Consider the following 22,928-nt stretch of genomic DNA (forward strand, 5'->3'; position numbering starts at 1 on the left):
GGGCGGCGATTCAGAACACGTACTCCAGCAGGTCGAGGCCGACCGCGCGCATCCCCTCGATGACCGCCAGGCGCTCGGGCAGGCTCGTGTCGTCGAAGTAGGTCGAGACGGCGTAGGTGACCCCGGAACGCGGGCCGCGGAGCACGCCGACCTCGCTGCGCACGCCCTCATCCGTCCCCGTCTTGTTGACCAGCAGGATGCCGTGCTCCGGGTGGCGGTGGGAATGCGGGTCGAGGCCGAACGCACTGGAGACGAGCGAGAAGTCGCTGTTGAGAGACAGCCACGAGATGACCCGCTGGCTGGTGGCCGGGTTGACGATCTCGCCGCGGGCCAGCGCCGAGAACAGCCAGGTCAGCTCGTTCGCGCTGCCGACGGAGAGCTGCGGGGCGTCGTCCGGGCCGCGGTGGTCGCGCACCAGGTCGAGGAGGGCCGTGCGCGTCAGCCCGAGCGACTCGGTGCGAGCGCTGACCGCCTCGAGACCCACCCGACGGAGGAGCACGTTCGTGGCGAGGTTGTCGCTGGTTGCACCGACGAGGGCGGCCAGGTCGGCGACCGGGAGGGACGGGACGTGCAGGTGCTGCCAGATGCCGGACTCGCCGGCGATGTCGCGGGTGTCGCGGTCGAGGTGCGCCAGCGGACTGAGCTGACCGGACTGCAGGCGTGCCGCCACCTCGACCAGCAGCAGCACCTTGCCGATGCTCGCGGTCGGCATGACGACGTGATCGTCGACCGAGAACAGCACGGCGCCGGTGGACAAATCCGTCGCCCGGGCGGAGACCTGCACCCCCGAGACGGCGAGCCGGCCGAGTGCGTCGAACCCGCGGCTGAAGGTCTCGGTCGATCCCGGCGCGCGGTGACGGCCGCGGCGGGTGGCTGCCTGCCGGGCCCTCCGTGAGGACTCTTGCGCCTGGATCGTCACTGTGTCGCTGGGTCTTTCTTCCGAGTGCGGTGTACCGGAACTGCGGCGACCGTGCACCGGCCCCGCGGTCGGGGCCGCAGGGGTGCCCGCGGCGACGACAGGGACGATGTTACCCCGTGATCGGGGGTCATGGAGCGGCACGTCTCGACGGTCGCCGGCTCACCAGATGGTGACGCGCTCGGCCGGCGGAAGCCACAGCCGGTCGCCGTCGCCGACCTGGAAGGTGTCGTAGAAGGCGTCGATGTTGCGGACGATCTGGTTGCAGCGGAACTCGTTCGGCGCGTGCGGGTCGATCGCCAGCAGGCGGATGACCTCCTCGTCGCGGCCCTTCTGCTGCCAGGCCTGCGCCCAGGAGAGGAAGAACCGCTCGGCGCCCGTGAGCCCGTCGATGACGGGGGGCTCTTCGCCGTTCAGCGAGAGCAGGTAGGCCTTCCAGGCGATGCCGAGGCCGCCGAGGTCGCCGATGTTCTCTCCGATGGTGAGGGCGCCGTTGACATGATGCTCGGGCACCTGGGCCGGGGCGAGCGCGTTGTACTGCTCGATCAGGCTGGCCGTGCGCTCCTCGAAGGCCGCACGGTCCGCCTCGGTCCACCAGTCCTCGAGGCGGCCGTCGCCGTCGAACTTGGAGCCCTGGTCGTCGAAGCCGTGGCCGATCTCGTGCCCGATGACCGCTCCGATGGCGCCGTAGTTGGCTGCGGCATCCCTGTCGGCATCGAAGAACGGGAACTGCAGGATGGCCGCGGGGAACACGATCTCGTTGAAGCCGGGGTTGTAGTACGCGTTGATCGTCTGCGGGGTCATGAACCACTCGTCGCGGTCGATCGGCGAGCCGATCTTGCCCAGCTCGCGCTCGAACTCGAAGAGCGCGGCGGCGCGCACGTTGCCGACGAGGTTCGTCGGGTCGATCTCGAGACGCGAGTAGTCCCGCCACTTCACCGGGTAGCCGATCTTGGGCGTGAACTTCTCGAGCTTGTCGAGGGCGCGCTCCTTGGTCTCCTCGCCCATCCAGTCGAGGGTGCGGATGCTCTGGCGGTACGCCTCGATCAGGTTGGCGACCAGCTCGTCCATCTGCTGCTTGGCTGCGGGCGGGAAGTGGTGCTCGACGTAGATGCGGCCGACCGCTTCGCCCATCGCGCCCTCGACCAGCGAGACGCCGCGCTTCCAGCGCACGCGCATCTGCGGGGTTCCGGTCAGCGTGCGGCCGTAGAAGTCGAAGTTCGCCTCGACGAAGTCGCCCGACAGGTAGGGGGCGGCGCCGTGGATGACCTGCCAGGTCAGCCAGTCGCGCCACGACTCGAGGCGGTCGTCGGTGAGGAGCTCCGCCAGCCCGGCGGTGAACGACGGCTGGCGGAGGACCACCTCGGTCAGCGCTCCCTGCGGGGCGTCCAGCGCCTCCGCCCAGACGTCGAGGTCGGCGGCTTGTCCGTCGGCGGCTCCGCCGGTGAACACGGCCTTGGCGTCGGCCCAGTCGTAGAGGTTGTAGGTCTTCTCCGAGTCGCGGGAGGCGACGTTGTCCCAGTGCTTGCCGGCGATCGCGGTCTCGAGGTCGAACACGCGCTGGGCCCGCTCGGGGGCGTCGTCGTAGCCGGCGAGCTCGAACATCTTCTGGATGTGCGCGACGAAGGCCTCGCGGACGGGCGCGAAGCGCTCTTCGCGGAAGTACGACTCGTCCGGCAGCGAGATGCCCGCCTGCTCGAGGAAGACGAGGTAGCGCCCCGGGTCGCCGGGGTCGTTGTCGACGAACAGCTGGTAGAACCCGCCGAGGCCGCGACGCTCCAGCTTCGCGACGGTCTGCAGCAGGCTCGGGATGCTGTCGACGCCCTCCGCGAAGGTCAGCTCGTCGCGGATCGCCTCCACGCCGAGAGCGTCGATGCGCTCCTCGTCCATGAAGCTCGTGTAGAGGTCGCCGAATTTGCGCTCCTCGGTGCCCTCCGGCGCGTTCTGCGCCTTCTCGACGATCTCGTGGACGGCGGTCTCCGACTCCTCGGCGAGGATCATGAACGAGCCCCAGCGCGCCTTGTCGGCCGGAATCTCGGTGGCCTCGAGCCACTTCCCGTTCACGTGCCGGAAGAGGTCGTCCTGCGGACGGACGGCCGGGTCGAGTTCGTCGGTGCGGATGCCGGAGTCGAGCGTCATGCGCCCAGCCTACGGGTCAGGCGGTGGCGCGGGCCACCGAGCTGAGCCGGAGGAACGAGAGCGCGAAGAGCGAGGCCAGCGCGAGCTCGGCGAGGATCGACACGGTTCCGGACAGGCTGCCGAATCCGGCGAACGACAGCACGATGTTGACGATGGCGAGCAGCCCGTAGCCGGCAGCGAGCACACCGCTCAGCAGCGGCCGGTTGGTCATGCGCCACCAGGGTCTCGCGGCGGCCACCGGCTCACCCGGGCCGCGGAACACCCGCGTGACGAGGTACCACCCGAGCGTCTGCAGCACGGTGAGGACGATGGATGCGGGCTCCGAGTGGAGGGCGTCGAACAGCAGCACGAGCACCAGGGTCACCGCGAGGAGGACGACGATCACGATCGTCTTCTCGCGCGGGGTGGTGAAGCGCATGGTGTTTCCTCCTGGTGTTCAGCATCCAGGATGTCAGGGCGGCCCGGCGCGTCGCCGCAGGCTCGCCGTGTCGCCCGGACGGGGAGGCGTGCCGCGGGCGCGGAATTCGTATGCTTGCCCGGTGACCATCGCACCGTCCGACAGCTCTGCCGGCCAGAGCTCCGCCGACCACAGCTCCGCCGGCCAGACCGCGCCCGCGTGGACCCCGCCTCCCGGCTGGTACGGCGACCCGTACGACGCGCGCTCGCTGCGCTGGTGGAGCGGGGCGGAGTGGACCGCCTACACGTATCCCGTTCAGGCGCAGCCCGTCCAACCCCCTAAGAAGCCCAAGCCGCCGCGCAAGTGGATCGGCCGGTTCGGCGGGTGGATCTTCGCCGGCTCCAGCGTCTTCATCTGGCTCTGGCTGTTCGGCTTCAGCTTCTTGTTCAACGCCATCGCACCGCACGCGGATGATGACGGACCGGCGGTGCTCTCTCCGTTCCTCCTGGTGACGGGAGCGGCGACGGTGGCAGCGGCCATCCTCTACACGATGGCCTACCGGCTGAAGCCCGCCGACGGGCTGTCCGCGTCGCGCCTCGTCATCATCGCGGGCGTCGGTGGCCTGGCCGCGACGCTCGTCGCGGCCCCGATCAACACCCTGATCAATGTGTTGAGCGGCGGGACGTCGTCGCACCCGAGTGGGCTGCCTCTGGTGCTCGCCGGCGTGGTGGAGGAACTGGTCAAGGTGACCGCGGCGATCCTTCTGGCCCTCCGGCTGCCGGTCAAGAACGCCCGGATCGGGCTGTTCGTCGGCGGTGCCGTCGGGCTGGGGTTCAGCGTCATCGAGAACCTCAGCTACCTGCAGGAGGCGTTCGCCCGCGGGCAGGACTCGCCGCTCGGCTTCGGCGTGTTCGTCGGGACGGCGATCGGGAGGGAGCTCACCGGCCCGTTCCTGCACCCGGTGTTCACCGCCCTCCTCGCCGCGGCCGTGTTCGGTGCGACGCGCAATGGCCGCTTCCGGGTGACGTTCGGCGTCGTCCTGGCGTACCTCGGTGTCGCGGCGGCCCATGGGATGTTCAACGGGGCGGCGTGGCTGGCGCAGAACGTGCCGTGGCCGGCGGCGGCTCGCGGGGGCGCCATCCTGCTGTTCGACCTCGTGTTCGTCGTGGCCAGCGGGGTCACCTGGCTGCTGATCGCGCGGAGGATCCGGCGCAGGTCGGAGCAGGAGGCAGCGCAGCAGGAGGCGTCGGACCAGCAGGAGGCGGATCAGCGCGCGGCGACGAACGCGTCCTCGGCGGCGTAGTCGAACCACCGGTCGGTCCGCGCCCGCTCGACGAGGTTCGGGAACACCGCCTCCCACGTCTCCTGCCGACGCTCCGCGGCGAGCACTTCGCGCACGGTCCAGTCGATCGTGGACTCCACGGCTTCGGCGTAGGTCACCGACTGCCGGTAGCCGAGCTCGACGGTCGCCGCCGTCATGCTCAGCAGCAGGGGATGCGCGACCGTCCACGGCGTGCTGCCGACGCCATCGATCGGGGGCCCGGGGAACGCGACGATCTCCACGTCGTGATCGAGTGCCCGGAAGATGATCCGCGCGATCTCCGCGACGCTGAGGTCGTCCCGGTCCACCGCGTTGAGCACGCGCCTGCCTGGCTGCGCGGCGCACAGGGCGACGAGTTCGACGATGTTCACCGTCGATGAGGTGCTGAACCGGTTGGTCCCGTCGTCGGAGAGCACGATCCGCTTCCGGCCGTCGAGGGCGCGCTTGATGAAGTACCACTCGCGGAGCGCAGGGCTGAACGGCCCCTGGATGGCGCCAGGGCGCAGGATGCTGACCGGCAGATCGTCGACGGCGAGCAGCCGACGCTCCATCGCGGCCTTGAGCGGCGAGTATGTCCGCTTGTCGTTGTCGACGGTCGGATCGCTCTCCCGCAGCGGGACGGGATAGCGCGGGAAGTCGTCCGGCCCGGTCACCACATCCAGGTACCCGCCGTCGGCGCCGACGTACACCGAGCCCGTCGAGATCACGACGAGCGATCCGACGTCTCCGGCCAGCTGCGCGAGCTGGTCGGCGTGCCGCGGCTCGTATGCGACGGTGTCGAGCACGAGGTCGTGGCCGCGCGCGCGGTCGAGCAGCGCGTCGGTGTCCTCGCGGTCCAGCCGGATGCTCGTCACATCCAGGTCGGCGAGGTCGGTGTCGCCGCGGTGCGGTCCGCGGTGTGCGAGTAGCACCGACCAGCCGTCGAGCGCAAGGCGCCGGGCGGCCGCGGAGCCGATCTGTCCGGTGCCGCCGATGATCATGGCGGTACGCGTCGTGGCGGTCATGCGGTCACCGTACCCCGGGGAGGCGCTCCGAGGTGGGAAGAACAACTTGCTCGATTTTGTACATTTGTGTACGCTTTGATCTATGAGTCATGTTGCCATCTCGGAAGCTCGCGGCAAGCTCGCGTCGATCATCGACGAAGCGCGATCCGAGCCGGTGTACCTTACCCGCCGTAACCGGCCGGTCGCGGCCGTGATCGACTCGGGACAATTGGAGCGCCTCCTGGAGGACGCTGAGGAGCTCGCCGACATCCGCGCCGTCGACGCCGCGTGGGACGAGACGAGAAACCTCGACGAGGTCGCCGTTCCGTGGGAGGACGTCAAGCGCGATCTCGGCCTGAATCTGTGAGCTACACGGTCCAGCTGCTGCCGGCCGCGGTACGGGCGATCCGTAAGCTTCCACCTGAGGCCCGCACCCGCGTGGCTGCCGCGATCGAGTTGCTCGGTGACGACCCCCGCCCGCCGGCCGCGAAGAAGCTCACCGGGCGGCCTGAATGGCGCGTCCGAACCGGCGACTACCGTGTGCTCTACCGGATCGAAGACAGCATCCTGACCATCGTCATCGTCCACGCCGGCCACCGCCGAGAGGTCTACGAGCGCTGACGCAGCCTGTGACGCGTCGCGAAGGCGCTGCTGCCGGTCACCGGATGAGGGTACGCGCGAGGGTGACGTACTCACGCGCGTTGGCGTCCGGCAGGTACGCCTTGCCGATCGCGTTGCCGATCGCCGGGAGCGCGACCGCGTCCGGGTATGCCATGTAGATCGTCTCGTAGGTGGGGTTGAACTTGCTCTTGAACGAGAACAGGGAGGCGAACCCGTAGGCGGGCTCGAGCGTTCGGGCGAGGAACGCGAGCAGCCGGTCCATCGCCGTCGGATCTTCCGCGTCCTCGTCGTCGAGCGGTTTCGTGGCGAGCGGTGCGCCCGACAGGCTCAGCACCTCGATGCCCTCGTCGCGCATGTGCTGGGCGGCCGAGGCGATGACGAACTCCATGATCCCCGACATCGAGCCGTCCGCACGCCGCATGAAGTCGATCGTGTAGCCGACCACCCGGCCGTCGCGCCAGCTCGGAAGCCAGCTGGTGACGGCCTGGAGACCGCCGTCGGGGTCGAAGGCCAGGTACAGCCGGACGTCCGGATCCTTGAGCTCGTCGATGCCGCCGAGGGTGAATCCCATCTCGGGCAACTCCTTCTCGGAGACCCACTGCTCGCTGACGGCCGTGATCTGCGTCTGGATGAGCGGGGAGAGGTCGTCCCAGGTCGTCCAGAGCGTCGAGATGCGCGCCTTGACGCCGCGGTTGTGGGCCTGCCGCACCTTCTGCCATGGCTTGCCCACGAGGTCGAAGGTCTGCGGGTGCATCAGCGTCTCCTCGCCGACGGACATCGTCGGCCAGCCGAGAGCGTCGAAGACCGGGAGGTACTCGCCGTGGATGCTGTAGAAGACCGGCGTCCAGCTGTTGGCGTCGCAGAACTGGACGAATTCGGCGATGGTCCGCTCCGCACGCTCCGGCCGGCACACCGGGTCGGAGAGGGTGATCGCGATCCCGTTGATGACCCGGTAGGCGATCGCGGACTCGCCGTCGGAGCTGAACCAGTAGACGTTGCCCGGCCAGGTGCCCATGAAGCCGAGCGTTCCGCCACCGCCCTGGCGCAGCAGCGACCGGAAGTGCTCCTCGTCTGCCACGGTGCGTCCGGTGAACGTCGCGCGGTACAGCTGCAGCGTGGCGAAGATGAACACAATCCAGAACACCGGTCCGACCCAGTGGTAGAGCACGACCACGATCGGGGAGGTCGGCACGATCGGCGTGCCGAGCAGCGACAGGAAGCCGGCCGGGACGAAGCGGCGCAGCGCCGAGGAGAACACATCGGCGACCGTGGCGTCCGGCACGAACTCGGTGAGGGAGGCGAGCCCGGCGATCAGGTAGGCCAGCGCGAGCAGCGCGAAGGTGCAGAACACGATGATCGCGAAGCGGACGGCGGCCTCGCGCGGCGACCGGATCTGGAACTGCCGGCGGGTGGCGATCAGCAGCGCGATCGACGCGATCGGAACCAGCAGGGCGGCCAGCAGCCACAGCAGCACCTCGAGGGCGGGAGCGAGAGCGTCGATGCTCTGCACATCCAGGTCGACGTCGCCGCCGAGCGCGGTGAACGGCAGCAGCAGCATGGCCGCGTTGACCGCGATGCCGAGGATCAGGGCGAACCGGCGGCCGCGGCGCAGGCCGATGGCCGTGAGGAGCAGCAGGGCCAACGGCAGGATCGAGAGCAGCAGCGGACCCGGGCCCTGCACCGACACCATGAGCAGCTGACTGCGGCAGTTGCTCGTGTACGAGACGTCGCAGCGCGCCATGACCGCGGCGACATCCACCTCGGGGCGCTCGAACAGCGCGGCGACGAACGAGAGCGGGCCGAACCCGCCGGGAGGGAGCAGGGCGAGCAGCGGACCGAACGCCGTGATGGCGATGATGGCGGCGACCAGCGTGCGCGTCTCGGCGTGCGAGCTGCGGTGCAGCCGACGGAGGCCGCCTCGGCGGAGGAGGACGCCCAAGCCGAGGCCGAGCAGGGCCGCGATGAGCCGGTAGACGTTGTTCTGGTCGCCGTTGTAGAGCACGAAGACGAGCACGACCGCGAAGGTGAGCAGCCGGATGCGCCTGCGCCACAGCGCGCTGGCGAACGCGCTCGCCGTGATCAGCGTGCCGACGATTCCGACCGTCGGGTCGAGGGTGAAATCGAACTCGGTGGCGGTCGCCCACAGCTCGCCGACGTTCGCCGCGCCCCACTGCAGCAGGACGCCGAGGGTGATGCCGAGCACTCCGGTGACCAGGAACGCGAGGACGGTGCGGGCCGTGCCGATCAGCCGCTCCGCCGCGGCCATCACCGTGAGGGCGAGCACGACCGCGATGATCGTCTGCGCGAGGTCCTCCGGCACGAAGAGCGCCGTGAACGGGGTCCACCAGAAGCCGGCCCGGATGGTCGTGGTGACGCCGGCCGCCCAGACGAGCGCGTCACCGCCGACGGTCGCGGCGCTCCACAGCGTCCCGGTGACGATGGAGGTCGCCAGCACCACCACCGCCAGCGCGATGCTGGCCGGAGCGATGCGCCCGTAGCGGGTCAGCATCCGCCCGAAGCCGTCGCCGCGCTGCTCGGAAGCCGCCTCGGCCGACCCCTCGGGCGCGGGGGAGCTCGGGGGCGTCGACGTCGTCCGGTCGGTGTCTGCGTCGCTCATTCGGGCCTCCGTCACACTGGGCTCGGTCCGAGGACAGGCTAGAGGATGTCGGAGCCCGCGCGGGTCAGATCTCGCGGAGTCGTTCGGCCAGGTAGCGGTCGAGTCCCTCGAGCGGGATGCGCTCCTGCTGCATCGTGTCGCGGTCGCGTACCGTCACGGCGTCGTCCTCGAGCGAGTCGAAGTCGACCGTGACGGCGAGCGGCGTTCCGATCTCATCCTGCCGGCGGTACCGGCGTCCGATCGCGCCCGAGTCGTCGAAGTCGACGTTGCGGCGCTTGCGCAGCCGGTCGGCGAGACCGCGGGCGAGCGGGGACAGGGCCTCGTTGCGCGAGAGGGGCAGCACGGCGACCTTGACCGGCGCGAGGCGCGGGTCGAGGCGCAGCACCGTGCGCTTGTCGGTGCCGCCCTTGGCGTTCGGCACCTGCTCCTCGTCGTAGGCGTCGACCAGGAACGCCATGAGCGCGCGCGTCAGACCGAACGACGGCTCGATCACGAACGGCACGTAGCGCTCGTTCTTGTTCTGGTCGAAGTAGCTCAGGTCTTTGCCGGAGTGCTCGATGTGCGTCTTCAGGTCGAAGTCGGTGCGGTTGGCGACGCCCATGAGCTCGCCCCACTCGCTGCCGACGAACTCGAACCGGTACTCGATGTCGATGGTGCGCTTCGAGTAGTGCGCCAGCGACTCCTTGGGGTGCTCGAACCGGCGGATGTTGTCCGGCTTGATGCCCAGATCGGTGAACCACTCCCAGGCGAGGTCGATCCAGGTCTCGAACCACTCCTCGTCGGTGCCCGGCTCGACGAAGTACTCGATCTCCATCTGCTCGAACTCGCGGGTGCGGAAGATGAAGTTGCCCGGCGTGATCTCGTTGCGGAACGCCTTGCCGATCTGGCCGATGCCGAACGGCGGCTTCTTGCGCGAGGTCTGCAGCACCGAGGCGAAGTCGGTGAAGATGCCCTGCGCCGTCTCCGGCCGCATGTAGTGCAGGCCGGACTCGTCGTCGACGACGCCGAGGTAGGTCTTCATGAGGCCAGAGAACTGCCGGATCGGCGTCCACTGGCCGACCTTGTCCGGGTGATCCGGGTCCGGGATGTCGTCGAGGCCGTTCGCCGGCGGGTGGCCGTGCTCGGCCTCGTACGCCTCGAACAGGTGGTCGGCCCGGTAGCGCTTGTGGGTGATCAGCGACTCGGTCAGCGGGTCGCTGAACACCTGGACGTGGCCGGACGCCTCCCACACGGCGGTCGGCAGGATGATGGCCGAGTCGAGGCCCACCATGTCGCCGCGGCCGCGCACGAAGGAGTTCCACCACTCGCGCTTGATGTTCTCCTTCAGCTCGACGCCGAGGGGACCGTAGTCCCACGCCGACCGGGTTCCGCCGTAGATCTCTCCGGAGGGGAAGACGAATCCACGGTGCTGAGCCAGCGTGATGACGGAATCCAGTCTCGACGGTGCGGCCATGGTGCTCCCTGTGCGGTGCGGGTGTGTGGGGGACCCGTCCATCCTACTGAGGAAGCCGCACCGTCACCGCGCCGAGCGGAACTCCTGCTCGAGGATGGCGTAGACGGCGGTGTCCGACCACTCGCCCTTGAAGATCTCGGTCTCGCGCAGGAGAGCCTCCTGGCGCATCCCGAGACGCTCGCACAGGCGGGCCGATGCGTCGTTGCGGGCGTCGAGCTGGGCGAAGACCCGGTGGGCGCCGAGGGTGTCGAAGCAGAGCTCGAGCACCCGCTGGGCCGCCTCGGTCGCGTAGCCGGCTCCGTGGACCGCCGGGTGGAAGACCCAGCCCATCTCGAACTTGCCCCAGGTCGCGTTCTTCAGGAAGAGGCTGATGTCGCCGATCACGCGGCCGCGGCCGCCCTCGGCGTCGGCCAGCTCCACGGCGAACACGATGCCGTCGCCGTTCTCGGCCAGCCGGTTCATGGCGATCCGCTTGCGCAGGTGCTCCGCCGACTCGTCGTGGTCGTGCACCTCCCAGTAGAGGTAGCGGACGACGTCCTTCAGCTTCTGGTAGGCGTGCACGTCCTCCAGATCGCCCGTGTTCAGCGGGCGCAGCAGCAGGCGCTCGGTGCGCAACTGTTCCGCGGCGTAGGGCAGGCCGCTCGCGCCGTGCGGCGGGATGACGGCGGTCGTGGTGGCTTCTTCGTCGCTCACGGTCGCTCCTCGTGCTGTGTGGTGCGGGATGGTGCTGTGGTTCAGGATGCCGCGGACTCGTCGTCCACAGCGGTGAGGCGGGGGCGGGCGCGCTCGGCGTCCACATCCACGCCGAAGACGGCCGCGGCGCCGTCGATGAAGGACTGCGCGTCGCCCTGCCGGGCGAGCTCGCGCGCGCGGACCGACGGGGTGTGGAGCAGGACGCCGGCCAGGTGACGCAGGGCCGCCTCGGTCTGCTCGCTGCCGTCGCCGCGGTTCCTGGCGCGCTCGATCTCGGCGTCGAGGAGGTCGAACACGTGCTTGCGCAGCGCGACGAGCGCCGGGGTGACCTCCTGCTCGGCGGTCCGTGCGCGGTACTCGGCGGCGGCCGCGTCCACGATGCTGCGCGCGTCGTCCGCGGCCTGAAGCTCGGTCAGCGGCGCGTGGATGCTGATGGTCTCGAGGTCGAGCAGCTCGACGCCGAGCAGCTCGGCGACCGTCGGGTCGACGTTGCGGGGGAGGCCGAGGTCGATCACCAGGCGGCGCTCGACCGCGCCGGGGAGGGCGACGGCCTCGGCGAGGATGGGCCGGGTCAGGACGTAGTCGGTGACCGCGGAGCAGGTGACGACGAGGTCGCTCTCCGCCAGCGCGTCGACGAGGCCGTCGGCGGCGACGGGCGCGATGTCGTGGGAGAGGGCGAACTTGGCCGCGCGACCCGACGGTGAGTACACCCGCACATCGGTCACACCGCGATCGCGGAGGGCGGCGAGGCTCGCGCCCGCATACTTGCCGGTGCCGACGAGCAGCACACGCGTCTGCGCCCAGTCGCTGATCCGGCTCTCGGCGAGGTCGAGGGCGAGGCGGACGAGGGAGCGGCCGGCGGTCATGATGCCGGTTCGGTTCTTCACCCCGCGGGAGGTGCGCGATGCCACCTGGAACAGGCGCTCCAGCTCGCTCGTCACCGATCCGTCGCGGCGGGCCGACTCCAGTGCGCGTCGCACCTGGCCGGCGATCTCGCCCTCGCCGACGACGACCGACTCGAGGCCGCTGGTGACGGCGAACAGGTGCTCGGCGACCGCGTGGTCGCTGTAGACGGCGCTCGCGCCGCGGAGCAGGTCGGGGTCGATTCCGGCGGCGCTGCTCACCGCATCCAGCACGGCCTCCGTGGAGACGGCGCGGGCGGCCGGGAGCGGCTCGTCGATGTCGAGGTAGGCCTCGAAGCGGTTGCAGGTCGCGAGAACGACCGAGCCCGAGACGATGTCGCTGTGCTCCGAGAGTGCGGCGGTGATGGCCGGAGCGTGACGCTCGAGCCGTTCCAGGAGGTCGAAGTCCGCCGTCCGGTGACTCGACGAGAAGCACAGAAGCACGGAGGAAAGCCTACGCTCGCGTCGGAGCAACCTCGAATCGGGGCCCAGGTTCCCTTCAGCCGGGCGTTCTCGCGGGAGAGCCCTGGCACAATCGTGTAGTGACCACCCTCGCCTCCGACCATCCCCTCGCCGCCGGCCTCACCGCCTCCAGCCCCCTCGTCCGGGCGTACCAGGGCGAACGCCAGGAGGTGACCCCGGTCTGGTTCATGCGTCAGGCGGGGCGCTCTCTGCCCGAGTACCGCGAACTGCGGGTCGGGACGCGGATGCTCGACGCCTGCCTCGACCCGGCGATGGCGAGCGAGATCACCCTGCAGCCGGTGCGGCGCCATGGTGTCGACGCGGGCATCTTCTTCAGCGACATCGTCGTCCCGCTGAAGCTCGCGGGAGTGGATGTGGAGATCGTGCCGGGCAAGGGACCGGTGTTCGCTCAGGCTGTCCGCACGGCGGCGGATGTCGAGCGCCTGACGGCGATCGATCCGGCGTCGCTCGACGAGAGTGTCTTCGCGCCGATCCAGGAGGCCGTGCGCATCACGGTTGCCGAGCTGGGCAGCACCCCGCTGATCGGCTTCGCCGGCGCTCCGTTCACGCTGGCCGCCTACCTCGTCGAGGGCGGTCCGTCGAAGGACCACATCCGCGCACGGACGCTCATGCACGCGGACCCGGAGGCGTGGGCCCGCCTGATGGAGTGGACGGCCGACGTCTCCGGCGCGTTCCTCCGCGCCCAGGTGCTCGCCGGCGCGAGCGCCGCCCAGCTCTTCGACTCGTGGGCCGGGTCGCTCTCGCTCCACGACTACGTGACCCACGTCGCCCCCGCCTCGGCCCGGGCGCTGTCGCACGTCCGCGACCTGGCGTACGAGCTTCCCCGCACCGCGGCGGCCGGCGACGCCGAGCCCGCGCTCGACGACGTCGTGCGGAACGTCCCGCTCGTGCACTTCGGCGTCGGCACCGGCGAGCTGCTCAAGGCGATGCACGAGGTCGGGGCGGATGCCGTGGGCGTCGACTACCGCATCCCGCTCGACGAGGCCAGCCGCCGTCTCGGGCACGTCGTCCCGGTGCAGGGCAACGTCGACCCGGCGATGCTGGACGCGCCGTGGCCGGTGCTCGAAGCACACGTCCGCGACGTGCTCGACCGTGGCCGCGAGGCGCCCGCGCACATCCTGAACCTCGGTCACGGCGTCCCGCCGGAGACCGACCCCACTGTTCTGACGCGCGTCGTCGAGCTGGTGCACGGGTGGCGACCGGAGTGAGCGGCGAGGGCGACGACATCGGCGAGGAGATCCGCCACGCGGTCGAAGCGCCGCCCACGCGCATCGTCGTCGTCGGCGGTGGGATGGCCGGGCTGGTCGTCGCGCGCGAGTGCGCCCGTCCGGGGTTCGAGGTCACCCTCCTCGAGGCCTCCGACCGCGTCGGCGGGAGTGTCGCGCCGCTTCCCCTCGGCGGGATGACGCTGGATGCGGGTGCCGAGAGCTTCGCGACCCGCGGCGGCCACGTCTCCGAGCTGCTCAGCGACCTGGGTCTCGACGACGACGTGGTGCAGCCCAACCCCTCCGGCGCCTGGGTGCGCCACGGGAGCCGCTCGGTTCCTCTCCCGAAGGCCGGGCTCCTCGGCATCCCGAGCTCGCCGCTGGCCAAGGATGTCGTAGCGGCGATCGGCTGGCCAGGAGCTCTGCGCGCGTACCTCGACCGCCTGATGCCAGTGCTCAAGATCGGCAAGGAGCGTCGCCTCGGCACGCTCGTCCGCAAGCGCATGGGAAGCAGAGTGCTCGACCTCCTCGTGGCCCCGGTCGCAACCGGCGTGTACTCGGCCGCACCCGACGAGCTGGATGTCGAGGTCGTCGCCCCGGGGCTCAACTCCGCGCTCACCCGACTGGGCTCGCTGTCCGGCGCGGTCGGCGAACTGCGATCGGCGTCGAAGGCGGGAAGCGCGGTCGGCGGGATCCGCGGCGGGATGTGGCGGCTGCCGGAGGCGCTCGCCGCAGACGTCGAGGCGCGCGGCGGGACGGTTCGCACGGGCGCCGCGGTCGCGGCCATCGACCGGTGGAGCGCGCCGGACGCCGAGGAGACGGCGCGCGCTGTCATCGAGTCGGTGCTGGCCGAGTCGCTCGCGGGCGACGAGGCGACGGCGACCGTCCCGGACGCGGAGGCGTCAAGCCCGGCCCGCTGGGTCGTGCGCACGACCGACGGCCACGAACTCCCGGCCGATGTCGTGGTGCTCGCCGCTCCGGCCGACGCCTCGCTGCGGCTCCTCCCCGCACTCGAGACGGCGCCGGGCGACACGGGCGCTCTCGCCGACCTCGCGGGCCTGGACTGGCCCGCCGCCTCCAGCGTCGAGCTGGTGACCCTCGTGATCGACGACGACCGCCTCTCGACCACCCCGGTCGGGACGGGCGTGCTCGTCGCCGATGTTCCCGGCACGGATGTTCGTGCCAAGGCGATGACCCACGCCAGCGCGAAGTGGGCCTGGGTCGCGGAGGCCGCCGGACCCGGCCGCCATGTGGTCCGGCTCTCCTACGGACGCGCCGGTCGCGCGGCGGAGACGCGGGACCTGGACGACGCCGGACTGCGTGCTCTGGCGGTCGCCGACGCGTCCCGGCTGCTCAATATTCCGATCGCGGAATCCTCTGTGACCGCATTCGCCCGAACCCCCTGGACGAACGCCCTCCCGTATGCGACAGTGGGGCAGCGGGAACGCATCCAGCGGGTCCGCACCGAGGTCGACGGCGTCGAGGGTCTCGAGGTCACCGGGTCCTGGCTGACCGGTACGGGCCTCGCCTCCGTCATCCCGGATGCGCGCCGGGCTGCCGAGCGCGCGCGAGGTCTACGCTGGAGGGCCCTGACGGCCGCTCTCCAGGCGGACGCCTCAGGAACCACCGAACAGGGACTCGACACTTAGGAGACGGAATGCGCGGCAAACTCCTCTTCGTCGCCGGAGCGGCGGTGGGCTACGTGCTCGGCGCCCGCGCCGGACGCGAACGGTACGACCAGATCAAGGCCGCGGCGACGCAGGCGTGGCAGTCTCCGGGCGTGCAGAAGCAGGTGCACGCGGTGGAGGACTTCGTGTCCGCGAAGGTCGGCGAGTTCCCCGAGACCGCGTACATCACCGTGAAGAAGCTCGTCGTGCAGGCGAACCGCCGCCGCCGCGAGTCCCGGGCGCCGTATCCGTCGCCCGCCGCCGAAGCCGCCATCCGCGCGGGAGACGGCAGCAGCGACACGTCGTCCTGACGGGGGTACTGTACGGAAGCGACGAGGGGAGACGCCGATGACCGACCGTGAGCGGGGAGCCGCAGGCGCTGCCGGCGCGTCCGGACCGCAGCAGGTGCGGACACCGGGGGAGCGCGCACGCGCGGAGCGGGCGAAGGCCCGACCACTCGTCCAGCTGATCTCCGACCTTCCCCGGCTGATCGTCGAGCTGCTGAAGGCCGAGCTGAACCACCTCAAGGCCGAGTTCGCCGAGAAGGCGAAGTATGCCGGCGTCGGCATAGGGCTCCTCGCCGGGGCCGCCTTCTTCCTGTTCTTCGCGTTCGGGACACTGGTCGCCGCCGCCATCCTCGGCATCGCGGTCGCGCTGCCCGCCTGGGCGGCCGCGCTCATCGTCTTCGGCGCTCTGGTCGTGATCGCCGTGATCCTGGCGCTGGTCGGCATCCGCTCGTTCAAGAAGATGGACGGCGTCGCCCCCTCGCAGACCATCGACAGCATCAAGGAAGACGCGGACGCGCTGAAGGGACTGGGGAAGTATGACAACTGACCGCAGCGACGTCGACCGGGCGCGGGCCGAGCTCGCCGCCACGGTGGAGGCGATCGAGTACAAGCTGAACGTGCCCAAGCGCGCGGCCGAGACGATCGAGCGGCTCCGTCGGGACAACCCGCTGGGCCTCGCCGGTATCGCGGCCGGGGCGGTCGCCGCGACCGCCCTCGCCGTCTGGGGCGTCGTCCGTCTCATCCGACGGTGAGCGCCTCCCCGTTTTTGGCCTTCTCAGGTTTGAGAGGGAGACTGTGGGTATGAGTACCCCGGCTGCCGTTCCGGCAGAGTCGACCACCCCCGACACCCCCACCGACACCCCGACCGGATTCACGCTCTGGGCTGTGCTGCGCCGCGATCCCGCCCGACCGGACGACCTCGACGGCACGGACGTGCCGACCGCCGTCTCCGAGCTCGAAGGCGTGATCGCCGACATGGAGCTCCAGAACGTCACCACGCGCGGACTCTACGACGTCTCCGGCCTCCGCGCCGACGCCGACGTCATGATCTGGCTGCACGGCCCCGAGGCGGAGGCGCTGCAGTGGGGACTCCGCCAGCTGCGCCGCACGCGACTGCTGAAGGCGCTCCTCCCGACCTGGAACGCCATGGGCGTCCACCGCGACGCCGAGTTCAACAAGGCCCACGTTCCCGGATTCCTCCGGGGCAAGGGCCCGAAGGAGTGGCTCTGCGTCTACCCGTTCGTGCGCAGCTACGAGTGGTACCTGCTGCCGGACGAAGAGCGCTCGAAGATGCTCGCCGAGCACGGCCGGAAGGGCGCCGCGTTCCGGTCAGTCCTCGCGAACACGGTGGCCTCGTTCGCCCTCGGCGACTACGAGTGGATCCTGCCGCTCGAGGCCGACGAGCTCACCGACCTCGTCGACATGATGCGCGAGCTCCGCTACACGGAGGCGCGTCGCCACGTGCGCGAAGAGGTCCCGTTCTTCACCGGTCGCCGCATCCAGCCGGCCGAGGTCGTGGAGGTCCTGCAGTGACGGATGCGCAGACCGCCCAGCGCGTGCTGGGTGCGACCCCGGCTGCTGCCGCGGGTCCGGAGCACGTCACCGAGCCGACCGCGTACGACGCCATCCTGCTCGCCGGTTTCGGCGGTCCGGAGGGGCAGGACGACGTCATCCCCTTCCTGCGCAACGTCACCCGCGGTCGCGGCATCCCGGAGGAGCGGCTCGAAGAGGTCGCCCATCACTACCGACACTTCGGCGGCGTCAGCCCTATCAACGACCAGAACCGCGAGCTCAAGGCGGCCCTGGAGGCGGAGCTCGCCGAGCGCGGCATCGACCTGCCGGTGCTGTGGGGCAACCGCAACTGGGATCCGTACCTCGCCGACGCGCTCCGCGAAGCCGACGAACGCGGCTTCACCAAGCTGATCGCGATCGCGACGAGCGCGTACTCCTCGTATTCGAGCTGCCGCCAGTACCGCGAGGACTTCGCGGGCGCGCTGGAGGCCACGGGACTCGAGGGCCGCATCCAGATCGACAAGGTGCGCCAGTTCTTCGACCACCCGGGCTTCGTCGAGCCGTTCGTCGAGGGCGTGAAGAACGCCATCGACGAGCTGCAGCAGAAGCTTCCGGGCATCGACCCGGCCACCGAGGTGCGCATCCTCTTCTCGACGCACTCCATCCCGTCGACCGACGCGGCGAAGTCCGGGCCGGCCGAGCGCGGCTTCGGTGAGGGCGGCGCCTACGCGGCCCAGCACCTCGCGGTCGCCGAGGTCGTCTCGCACGCTGCGACCGGCGGCACCGTCGGCTGGGATCTGGTCTACCAGTCCCGCTCGGGACCGCCGTCGATGCCGTGGCTGGAGCCGGACATCAACGACCGCATCGCCGAGCTTCCCGCCCTGGGGATCAAGGGTGTCGTCATCGTTCCGCTCGGTTTCGTCAGCGACCACATGGAGGTCCTCTGGGACCTCGACAACGAGGCGATGGAGACCAGCGACGAGAACGGTCTGGTCGCCGTCCGCGTCCCGACCCCCGGCACCCATGCGGCGTACGTGAAGGGCCTGGTCGACCTGGTCTTGGAGCGCCGCGACGCCGTCCCCGTGGACCAGCGCCCGGCGATGACATCGCTCGGCCCCTGGTACGACGTGTGCCGCCCCGGCTGCTGCGAGAACGTCCGGCTCGGGTTCAAGCCCGCCGCTGCGGGGCTCGCGCCGTGAGCGGGACCGTGACGAGGGTCGACGGCGCCGCCGAGCGCCGCGAGGGAGTGCTGCGCATCGGCACCCGCGGCAGCGCGCTGGCGGTCGCACAGACGACGGCGGTCGCCGAGTCCATCGCGCGCGCGACCGGGCTGGATGTCGAACTCGTCACGGTGACCACCCACGGCGACACATCGCGAGAGTCTCTGGCTCAGCTCGGCGGCACGGGCGTGTTCGCGACCGCCCTGCGCGACGCGCTGCGCGCGGGCGAGGTCGACCTGGTCGTGCACTCGCTCAAGGACCTCCCGACTGCGCCCGCTCCCGGGCTCGTCATCGGCGCCGTCCCCAAGCGCGCCGATGCCCGCGACACCCTCGCCGCGCGTGACGGTCTGACGCTCGAGACCCTCCCCGAGGGTGCCCGCGTCGGAACCGGATCGCCACGCCGCGTCGCCCAGCTGAAGTCGCAGCGTCCCGACCTCGACGTCGTCGACCTGCGCGGCAACGTCGACACGCGTCTCCGCATGGTGACCGACGGCGAGCTGGATGCGGTGGTGCTCGCCGCGGCGGGCCTCAGCCGTCTCGGCCGCCTCGACGCCGTGACCGACTACTTCCCGCTGTCGCTCGTCCCGACCGCTCCGGGCCAGGGCGCGCTCGCGCTCGAGGTCCGCGCCGGAGACGAGAAGGGCCGCGGGCCGATCGCCCGGGCGCTCTCAGCGGTCGACCACGTCACCACCCACGCGTCGGTGACCGCCGAGCGCCACGTGCTCGCCGGTCTCGAGGCGGGATGCGCCGCTCCGATCGGTGCCACCGCCCTCGTCGACGACGGCCTGCTCTTCCTCACGGCGACCGTGTACCGCCCCGACGGCACGGAGAAGCTCACCGCATCCCACGCCGCCACTCCCGACTCCCTCAGCGCCGCTCACCTCGACGAGGCCGCACAGGATGTCGGCGCCCGCGTGGTCGCCGAGCTGCTGGAGGCCGGGGCCGCGTCGCTTGCTCCACTCGGGAGCGATCGATGACCACTACCGCTCCGACTCCGAAGCCGCTCGCCGGCTGGCGCGTCCTCGTGCCGCGCGGCGGCCCGTGGGGCGACTCGGTCGCCGCCGACCTGCGGGCGAAGGGCGCATCGCCGGTCGTCGCCGCGATGATCAACTTTGCGCCGACGGCGGACGCCTCGGCGCTCGAGGCCGCCCTCGCCCGGCTCGCGAACGGCGAGTTCGACTGGATGACGGTCACGAGCGCAACGACAGTGGATGTGCTCAGCGCCCAGCGCGCCGTCGTCCCGCCCACGACACGGGTCGCCGCGGTGGGCGAGACGACCGCTGCCGCACTCGCCGCCGCCGGCTATCACGTCGACCTGGTGCCCTCGGAGGACAACTCGGCCCGCGGCCTGCTCGCGGAATGGGAGGCGGCCACCCAGGGCGCCTTCCCTTTGCGCGTCCTCACCCTCCGCTCTGAGATCGCGAAGCCCCTCCTGACCGAGGGGCTGCGTCGCATCGGGCACGATGTCGAGTCGGTCGTCGCCTACCGGACCGTCGGCGTGCCGGTGCCCGAGAAGGTCATCACCGACGTGCGCGACGGGCTCGTGCAGGCGATCCTGGTCACCAGCGGCTCGGTCGCCGAGCAGGTGCAGAAGCAGCTCGGCCCCGTCCCGGAGTCGACGCTGATCGCGGCCATCGGTCCGCAGACCGCGCGCGACGCCCGTTCGTTCGGCCTCCGGGTCGATGTCATCGCGGCCGAGCGCACCGCCGCATCCCTCATCGACGCGGTCGTCCAGGTCGCGCAGGCGCGCGCCCGCGACGCCGACGACTCCTGAGTTTTTCGGCTCCCCGCAGCGCATTCGCGCGAAAAAGTCCGGAGCCGTTTGCTGGGAGGACGCTCAGTTCGCCAGGCGTAGGCTGATGTGAGTGAGTGAACTGCATCCCGTCATCCGGCCCCGACGGCTGCGGCAGTCCCCGGCGATGCGCCGGCTGACCGCCGAGACCCGCCTCCACCCCGCCGAGCTGATTCTCCCGCTCTTCGTCCGAGAAGGCGCCACCGAGGCCGTTCCGATCGCCTCGATGCCCGGTGTCTCCCAGCACAGCCTCGACTCGCTGAAGCGCGTCGCGAACGAGGCTGCTGAGGCCGGCGTCGGCGGTCTGATGCTCTTCGGCGTTCCGGAGGAGCGCGACGCCATCGGCTCCGGAGCGACCGATCCCGACGGCATCCTCAACGTCGCGACGCGGGTGCTCGCCGACGAGGTGGGCGACGCGCTCGTGGTCCAGACCGACCTGTGCCTCGACGAGTTCACCGACCACGGCCACTGCGGGGTTCTGGATGCGCGCGGTCATGTCGACAACGACGCCACCCTCCTCCGCTACCGCGACATGGCGGTCGCGCAGGCGGAGGCCGGCTCGCAGCTCCTCGGCCTCAGCGGGATGATGGACGGCCAGGTCGCCGCCGTCCGCGAGGCCCTCGACGACACCGGGCACACGGACGTCGTCATCCTGGCCTACGCGGCCAAGTACGCCTCCGGCTTCTACGGGCCCTTCCGCGAGGCCGTCGACTCGCAGCTCTCCGGCGACCGCCGCGCCTACCAGCAGGACCCGGCGAACCGCCGCGAGGGCCTGCGCGAGGCGCGTCTCGACCTGGAGGAGGGCGCCGACATCCTCATGGTGAAGCCGGCGCTCAACTACCTCGACGTTCTCAGCGATGTCGCCGCGATCAGCGATGTCCCGGTCTGGGCGTACCAGGTGTCGGGGGAGTACGCGATGGTGGAGGCCGCGGCGGCCAACGGCTGGATCGACCGCGACCGGATCATCGAGGAGACGCTGATCGGCGCACGCCGCGCCGGCGCCGACGCGATCATGACCTACTGGGCGACGGAGGTGGCCGGGTGGCTGCGATGAACGACGAGAACGAGCAGCAGTTCGAGCGGGCGCAGCGCGTCATCCCGGGCGGTGTGAACTCGCCGGTGCGCGCGTTCCGCTCGGTCGGCGGAACCCCGCGCTTCCTGGTGTCTGCTTCCGGCCCGTACGTCACCGACGCGGACGGCCGCGAGTACGTCGACCTGGTCGCGTCGTGGGGTCCGGCGATCCTCGGCCACGCGCATCCCGCCGTCGTGGATGCGGTGCAGCAGGCGGCAGCGCGCGGCCTGTCCTTCGGGGCGTCGACTCCCGCCGAGACCGAGCTCGCCGAGGCCGTGATCGGCCGTGTCCCGTTCATCGAGAAGCTGCGGCTCGTGTCCACCGGCACGGAGGCGACGATGAGCGCCATCCGGCTCGCCCGCGGATTCACGGGCCGGCCGCTGCTCATCAAGTTCGCCGGGCACTATCACGGGCACTCGGACAGCCTTCTGGCCGAGGCCGGCTCGGGCCTTGCGACCCTCGCGCTCCCCGGCTCTGCCGGCGTGACCGAGGCGACGGCTGCCCAGACGATCGTGCTCCCGTACAACGATCTGGATGCGGTGCGCGCGGTCTTCGAGGCACAGGGCCCCGACATCGCCGCCGTCATCACGGAGGCCGCCGCCGCCAACATGGGCGTCGTCCCGCCGGACCCCGGCTTCAACGCGGCGCTGACCGACCTCGCGCACGAATTCGGCGCCTTGCTCATCCTCGACGAGGTGCTGACCGGTTTCCGCGTCAGCGACGCCGGCTTCTGGGGGCTCGACCGCGGCTACACGCCCGACCTGGTGACCTTCGGGAAGGTCATCGGCGGCGGGATGCCGCTGGCGGCCCTCGGCGGACGCGCCGAGCTCATGGACTTCCTCGCGCCGGCCGGTCCGGTGTACCAGGCGGGAACGCTCTCCGGGAACCCCGTCGCGGTCGCCGCCGGTCTCGCCACGCTGGCGAACGCCGACGAGGCCGTCTACGACCGCCTCGACACGGTCGCGGAGACAGTGTCGTCGGGGGTCTCGGATGCGCTCTCGGCCGCCGGAGTCGCCCACCGGGTGCAGCACGCGGGCAACCTGTTCAGCGTCGTCTTCGGCGACTTCGACCGGGCTCCGCGGACGTACGCCGAGGTGCAGCGGCAGGAGGCGTACCGCTACCGTGCGTTCTTCCACGCGATGCTCGACCAGGGCGTCTCGCTGCCGCCGAGCGTCTTCGAGGCGTGGTTCGTCACCGCCGCGCACGACGCGGCAGCTGTCGACCGCATCCTGAACGCCCTCCCCGCCGCCGCCCGCGCAGCGGCCGCCGCCACCCCCACCACCTGACCCGCCCCTCCGCCTCCGCGATCCCCTTCGCCGAGGTGCACCTTGTTGCGCATCCCCACGGCGTGTCGACCGCAACAACGTGCACCTCGACGCCAGGGGAATCCGCGGAAAGAGGCTCAGGCGTCGGGGGCGGCGGGTTCGCGCGAGAGGGATTCCACGTAGGTGTACGTGGCGGATGCGGGCCAACCGTCCGCATCCAGCAGCGCGTAGACGTCGAAGTTGAGCGTCCCGCCTCCGCCGGCCGCGCGTCGAAGCGTGCGCGGAGGGGCGTCCGACGCGGAGCGGACGGTCACCGTCTGCGGTTCCGCGCCCGAACGCAGAAGGCGGGCGCGGAAGGTGGTGGTCCGGGTCATCCCACCACT

At 70.9% G+C, this 22,928-nt stretch carries 23 protein-coding genes; 14 read left to right on the plus strand and 9 right to left on the minus strand.

Going from position 1 to position 22,928, the window contains the following annotated elements:
• Positions 1 to 10: 10 nt before the first annotated feature.
• The 3 genes from AXZ95_RS01125 to AXZ95_RS01135 all read right to left on the minus strand — a co-directional run bounded on the left by AXZ95_RS01125 (position 11) and on the right by AXZ95_RS01135 (position 3,473).
• Entirely contained in the window at positions 11 to 919 is a 909-nt protein-coding gene (locus AXZ95_RS01125) for a serine hydrolase (RefSeq protein ID WP_018189150.1), read from the minus strand.
• 159 nt (positions 920 to 1,078) lie between these two features.
• Positions 1,079 to 3,055 carry a M13-type metalloendopeptidase gene (locus AXZ95_RS01130; protein WP_018189151.1) on the minus strand — a complete coding sequence of 659 codons (1,977 nt, stop codon included), beginning with the start codon at positions 3,053 to 3,055 and terminating at the stop codon, positions 1,079 to 1,081.
• 16 nt (positions 3,056 to 3,071) lie between these two features.
• A complete protein-coding gene (locus AXZ95_RS01135; RefSeq protein ID WP_018189152.1) occupies positions 3,072 to 3,473 on the minus strand; it encodes a hypothetical protein in 402 nt (133 codons plus the stop codon).
• 121 nt (positions 3,474 to 3,594) lie between these two features.
• On the opposite strand from AXZ95_RS01135, the gene AXZ95_RS01140 reads away from it, so the two are divergent.
• Positions 3,595 to 4,755, plus strand: a complete 1,161-nt coding sequence (locus AXZ95_RS01140; RefSeq protein WP_018189153.1) for a PrsW family glutamic-type intramembrane protease — start codon at positions 3,595 to 3,597, stop codon at positions 4,753 to 4,755.
• Here the strand turns inward: AXZ95_RS01140 and AXZ95_RS01145 are convergent.
• Positions 4,719 to 5,777, minus strand: a complete 1,059-nt coding sequence (locus AXZ95_RS01145) for an NAD-dependent epimerase/dehydratase family protein (protein ID WP_018189154.1) — start codon at positions 5,775 to 5,777, stop codon at positions 4,719 to 4,721. The two genes, AXZ95_RS01140 and AXZ95_RS01145, sit on opposite strands and share 37 nt — an antisense overlap.
• Before the next feature lie 82 nt (positions 5,778 to 5,859).
• Between AXZ95_RS01145 and AXZ95_RS01150 the strand changes: the two genes are divergently transcribed.
• Both AXZ95_RS01150 and AXZ95_RS01155 read left to right on the plus strand, forming a co-directional pair.
• On the plus strand, positions 5,860 to 6,123 hold the full coding sequence (locus AXZ95_RS01150; protein WP_018189155.1) for a type II toxin-antitoxin system Phd/YefM family antitoxin: 264 nt from the start codon (positions 5,860 to 5,862) through the stop codon (positions 6,121 to 6,123).
• Complete coding sequence (locus tag AXZ95_RS01155) at positions 6,120 to 6,377, plus strand: type II toxin-antitoxin system RelE/ParE family toxin (RefSeq protein ID WP_018189156.1); 258 nt, start codon at positions 6,120 to 6,122, stop codon at positions 6,375 to 6,377. The genes AXZ95_RS01150 and AXZ95_RS01155 overlap by 4 nt, the downstream gene beginning before the upstream one ends.
• A gap of 37 nt (positions 6,378 to 6,414) precedes the next feature.
• Here the strand turns inward: AXZ95_RS01155 and AXZ95_RS01160 are convergent, their stop codons facing one another.
• The 4 genes from AXZ95_RS01160 to AXZ95_RS01175 all read right to left on the minus strand — a co-directional run bounded on the left by AXZ95_RS01160 (position 6,415) and on the right by AXZ95_RS01175 (position 12,486).
• Positions 6,415 to 8,994 (minus strand): DUF2156 domain-containing protein, encoded by a 2,580-nt coding sequence (locus AXZ95_RS01160; protein ID WP_018189157.1) that lies wholly within the window; start codon positions 8,992 to 8,994, stop codon positions 6,415 to 6,417.
• A gap of 64 nt (positions 8,995 to 9,058) precedes the next feature.
• Positions 9,059 to 10,447, minus strand: a complete 1,389-nt coding sequence (locus AXZ95_RS01165; protein ID WP_018189158.1) for a glycine--tRNA ligase — start codon at positions 10,445 to 10,447, stop codon at positions 9,059 to 9,061.
• 63 nt (positions 10,448 to 10,510) lie between these two features.
• The gene (locus AXZ95_RS01170) at positions 10,511 to 11,140 is read right to left on the minus strand and encodes a GNAT family protein (protein WP_018189159.1); all 630 of its coding nucleotides are present in this window, start codon (positions 11,138 to 11,140) and stop codon (positions 10,511 to 10,513) included.
• A 41-nt stretch (positions 11,141 to 11,181) separates the two neighbouring features.
• The gene (locus AXZ95_RS01175) at positions 11,182 to 12,486 is read right to left on the minus strand and encodes a glutamyl-tRNA reductase (RefSeq protein ID WP_018189160.1); all 1,305 of its coding nucleotides are present in this window, start codon (positions 12,484 to 12,486) and stop codon (positions 11,182 to 11,184) included.
• Positions 12,487 to 12,584: 98 nt separating this feature from the next.
• Between AXZ95_RS01175 and hemE the strand changes: the two genes are divergently transcribed.
• The 11 genes from hemE (at position 12,585) to hemL (ending at position 22,566) form a co-directional block, all read left to right on the plus strand.
• Positions 12,585 to 13,733, plus strand: a complete 1,149-nt coding sequence (gene hemE / locus AXZ95_RS01180; RefSeq protein WP_018189161.1) for a uroporphyrinogen decarboxylase — start codon at positions 12,585 to 12,587, stop codon at positions 13,731 to 13,733.
• Positions 13,718 to 15,379: a protoporphyrinogen oxidase gene (hemG, locus tag AXZ95_RS01185; protein ID WP_018189162.1), complete on the plus strand. Its 1,662-nt coding sequence runs from the start codon at positions 13,718 to 13,720 to the stop codon at positions 15,377 to 15,379. The genes hemE and hemG overlap by 16 nt, the downstream gene beginning before the upstream one ends.
• Positions 15,380 to 15,387: 8 nt before the next feature.
• Complete coding sequence (locus tag AXZ95_RS01190; RefSeq protein ID WP_018189163.1) at positions 15,388 to 15,708, plus strand: hypothetical protein; 321 nt, start codon at positions 15,388 to 15,390, stop codon at positions 15,706 to 15,708.
• A gap of 37 nt (positions 15,709 to 15,745) precedes the next feature.
• The gene (locus AXZ95_RS01195; protein WP_018189164.1) at positions 15,746 to 16,231 is read left to right on the plus strand and encodes a phage holin family protein; all 486 of its coding nucleotides are present in this window, start codon (positions 15,746 to 15,748) and stop codon (positions 16,229 to 16,231) included.
• Positions 16,221 to 16,436 carry a DUF3618 domain-containing protein gene (locus tag AXZ95_RS01200; protein WP_018189165.1) on the plus strand — a complete coding sequence of 72 codons (216 nt, stop codon included), beginning with the start codon at positions 16,221 to 16,223 and terminating at the stop codon, positions 16,434 to 16,436. Before AXZ95_RS01195 ends, AXZ95_RS01200 begins: the two co-directional genes overlap by 11 nt.
• A gap of 49 nt (positions 16,437 to 16,485) precedes the next feature.
• Positions 16,486 to 17,217: a hydrogen peroxide-dependent heme synthase gene (gene hemQ / locus AXZ95_RS01205; RefSeq protein ID WP_018189166.1), complete on the plus strand. Its 732-nt coding sequence runs from the start codon at positions 16,486 to 16,488 to the stop codon at positions 17,215 to 17,217.
• On the plus strand, positions 17,214 to 18,395 hold the full coding sequence (locus AXZ95_RS01210) for a ferrochelatase (protein WP_018189167.1): 1,182 nt from the start codon (positions 17,214 to 17,216) through the stop codon (positions 18,393 to 18,395). The genes hemQ and AXZ95_RS01210 overlap by 4 nt, the downstream gene beginning before the upstream one ends.
• On the plus strand, positions 18,392 to 19,393 hold the full coding sequence (hemC, locus tag AXZ95_RS01215) for a hydroxymethylbilane synthase (protein ID WP_018189168.1): 1,002 nt from the start codon (positions 18,392 to 18,394) through the stop codon (positions 19,391 to 19,393). The genes AXZ95_RS01210 and hemC overlap by 4 nt, the downstream gene beginning before the upstream one ends.
• Entirely contained in the window at positions 19,390 to 20,190 is an 801-nt protein-coding gene (locus AXZ95_RS01220) for a uroporphyrinogen-III synthase (protein WP_018189169.1), read from the plus strand. The genes hemC and AXZ95_RS01220 overlap by 4 nt, the downstream gene beginning before the upstream one ends.
• A gap of 145 nt (positions 20,191 to 20,335) precedes the next feature.
• A complete protein-coding gene (gene hemB, locus AXZ95_RS01225; protein ID WP_018189170.1) occupies positions 20,336 to 21,262 on the plus strand; it encodes a porphobilinogen synthase in 927 nt (308 codons plus the stop codon).
• On the plus strand, positions 21,259 to 22,566 hold the full coding sequence (gene hemL, locus AXZ95_RS01230) for a glutamate-1-semialdehyde 2,1-aminomutase (protein WP_043742120.1): 1,308 nt from the start codon (positions 21,259 to 21,261) through the stop codon (positions 22,564 to 22,566). The genes hemB and hemL overlap by 4 nt, the downstream gene beginning before the upstream one ends.
• A 116-nt stretch (positions 22,567 to 22,682) precedes the next feature.
• Here the strand turns inward: hemL and AXZ95_RS01235 are convergent, their stop codons facing one another.
• A complete protein-coding gene (locus tag AXZ95_RS01235) occupies positions 22,683 to 22,919 on the minus strand; it encodes a hypothetical protein (RefSeq protein WP_018189172.1) in 237 nt (78 codons plus the stop codon).
• Positions 22,920 to 22,928: the final 9 nt, after the last annotated feature.

The sequence above is a fragment of the Leifsonia sp. 115AMFTsu3.1 genome, assembly GCF_004362795.1.
Taxonomy (GTDB): Bacteria; Actinomycetota; Actinomycetes; order Actinomycetales; family Microbacteriaceae; genus Leifsonia.

Coding starts and splice junctions, on each gene's coding strand:
- AXZ95_RS01130 (WP_018189151.1), bottom strand. CDS start 3,055: ATGACGCTCGACTCCGGCATCCGCACCGACGAACTCGACCCGGCCGTC.
- AXZ95_RS01135 (WP_018189152.1), bottom strand. CDS start 3,473: ATGCGCTTCACCACCCCGCGCGAGAAGACGATCGTGATCGTCGTCCTC.
- AXZ95_RS01145 (WP_018189154.1), bottom strand. CDS start 5,777: ATGACCGCCACGACGCGTACCGCCATGATCATCGGCGGCACCGGACAG.
- AXZ95_RS01150 (WP_018189155.1), top strand. CDS start 5,860: ATGAGTCATGTTGCCATCTCGGAAGCTCGCGGCAAGCTCGCGTCGATC.
- AXZ95_RS01160 (WP_018189157.1), bottom strand. CDS start 8,994: ATGAGCGACGCAGACACCGACCGGACGACGTCGACGCCCCCGAGCTCC.
- AXZ95_RS01165 (WP_018189158.1), bottom strand. CDS start 10,447: ATGGCCGCACCGTCGAGACTGGATTCCGTCATCACGCTGGCTCAGCAC.
- AXZ95_RS01190 (WP_018189163.1), top strand. CDS start 15,388: ATGCGCGGCAAACTCCTCTTCGTCGCCGGAGCGGCGGTGGGCTACGTG.
- AXZ95_RS01195 (WP_018189164.1), top strand. CDS start 15,746: ATGACCGACCGTGAGCGGGGAGCCGCAGGCGCTGCCGGCGCGTCCGGA.
- AXZ95_RS01200 (WP_018189165.1), top strand. CDS start 16,221: ATGACAACTGACCGCAGCGACGTCGACCGGGCGCGGGCCGAGCTCGCC.
- hemQ (WP_018189166.1), top strand. CDS start 16,486: ATGAGTACCCCGGCTGCCGTTCCGGCAGAGTCGACCACCCCCGACACC.
- AXZ95_RS01220 (WP_018189169.1), top strand. CDS start 19,390: ATGACCACTACCGCTCCGACTCCGAAGCCGCTCGCCGGCTGGCGCGTC.
- hemB (WP_018189170.1), top strand. CDS start 20,336: ATGCGCCGGCTGACCGCCGAGACCCGCCTCCACCCCGCCGAGCTGATT.
- hemL (WP_043742120.1), top strand. CDS start 21,259: ATGAACGACGAGAACGAGCAGCAGTTCGAGCGGGCGCAGCGCGTCATC.
- AXZ95_RS01235 (WP_018189172.1), bottom strand. CDS start 22,919: ATGACCCGGACCACCACCTTCCGCGCCCGCCTTCTGCGTTCGGGCGCG.